Raw genomic sequence first — 1598 nt, 5'->3', positions numbered from 1 at the left:
GTCCCGACCCCGGCCGAACTGGCCCGGCTCTCCCTCCACCCGGACGACGACCTCGCCCCCAACCGGCCCGGCGAGGCGCTGCTGGTCGCCCTGGAACGCGACCCCGGCCCCGCGCACCGGCTGCGCCCCGACCCGCGCCGCCGGGCCCTGGCGGCCGAGCACGCGACGGGGACGGCCCTCGACCGCCTCGACGGCGCCGGCTGGCGCACCCTGCACTCCGTGCCGCTGCCCGGCGGCGACCGCGTCCACCACCTGCTGATCGGCCCCGGCGGGCTCTTCGCGCTGCACGTGCTGCCCGCCCGCGGTCGGCGGGTGCACGTCGGCGATCCCCTGGTCGCGCTGGGCCGCCGGGAACCACGCCCGCTGCTGCGCAGGGTCCGCGCCGACGCCGAACGGGCCTCCCACGCGCTGACGGCCGAAGTCCGCGCCGTCCTCGTCCTCGTCGACCCGGCCCAGGTGACCGTCACGGCGCCACCGCGCGCGGCCCGCGTCCTCACCGACCGGGAGCTGCCCGACCTGGCCCGCCGGGGCGGGGTGCTCAAACCGGCGGACGTGGAGGCCCTGCACTCCCTGGCCCGCGACCGCGCCACCTGGGCGCGCCTCTGAGGACGCCGTCCGGATCCTGCCGGGTCCCGGTGGCCTACGGCAGGGCCGCCGCCCGGCGCCGGTCGAGCAGCGGCGCCAGCAGGTCGCCGTGGTCCCGTACCCGCGGCCCGAGGTCCTCCGCACGGAACACCAACTCCGCCGCCCGCCGGCAGCCCGCCACCTCGTCCCACGTCACCGGCGTGGAGACCGCCGGCTCGGGGCGGGCCCGCACCGTGTACGGGGCGGCCGTGGTCTTGCGGGCGGCGTTCTGGCTCCAGTCCACGAACACCTTCCCCGGCCGCAGGCTGCGCGTCATCCGGTGCACCACCAGCCGGGGCAGCGCCCGCTCGGCCTCCACGGCGAGCGCCTTCGCGTACTCCGACACCCGCTCCGAGGGCGCCCCCCGCCCCCCCGCCAGCAGGTGCAGCCCCTTGGCCCCCGACGTCTTGGCGAACGCCTCGATCCCGTCCGCCGCCAGCCGCTCCCGCAGCCACCGGGCCACCTCGCAGCACTGCACCACCGTCGCGGGCGGACCGGGGTCGAGGTCGAACACCAGCCGGTCGGCCTCGCCGGGGTCGTCGGCGGTCCACTGGTGCGTGTGGAACTCGGTCACCAGGTTCGCCGCCCACATCAGGCTCGGCAGATCCTGCACCAGCACCATCCGGGCGGGCCCCTCCGAGCGGGGGACCTCGGCCGTGGTGACCCAGTCGGGCGTACCCGGCGGCACGTTCTTGGTGAAGAACAGCTGGCCGTCCGGACCGTCGGGGTACCGCAGGAAGGAGACCGCGCGGTCCCGCAGATGCGGCAGCAGCACCCCGGCGGTCGTCGCGTAGTAGTGCAGCAGCTCGCCCTTGGTGAAGCCGGACGCGGGATACAGCACCTTCTCCAGATCTGCCTCTTACACACATCCGACCCTGCCGACGACCTACTCCGTGCAGACCTCGGGGGCCGTTGGAGCGTTAAAAAACATACCGTGCTTCAGGCACAGGCACGTGGCGCAAGCGCGCCCGACA

At 75.8% G+C, this 1598-nt stretch carries 2 protein-coding genes; one reads left to right on the top strand and one right to left on the bottom strand.

Annotated features, from left to right (window positions below):
• Positions 1–606, top strand: a 606-nt coding sequence (locus DMH12_RS38400; RefSeq protein WP_148107609.1) for a nuclease-related domain-containing protein, incomplete at its 5' end; no start/stop codon positions are given.
• 34 nt (positions 607–640) lie between these two features.
• Here DMH12_RS38400 and ligD read toward each other — a convergent pair.
• Positions 641–1465 carry a non-homologous end-joining DNA ligase gene (gene ligD / locus DMH12_RS38395; RefSeq protein WP_260474506.1) on the bottom strand — a complete coding sequence of 275 codons (825 nt, stop codon included), beginning with the start codon at positions 1463–1465 and terminating at the stop codon, positions 641–643.
• Positions 1466–1598: the final 133 nt, after the last annotated feature.

It is taken from the genome of Streptomyces sp. WAC 04229 (assembly GCF_003947455.1).
Lineage (GTDB): Bacteria > Actinomycetota > Actinomycetes > Streptomycetales > Streptomycetaceae > Streptomyces.
This window is presented reverse-complemented; position numbering and strand designations above follow the sequence as displayed.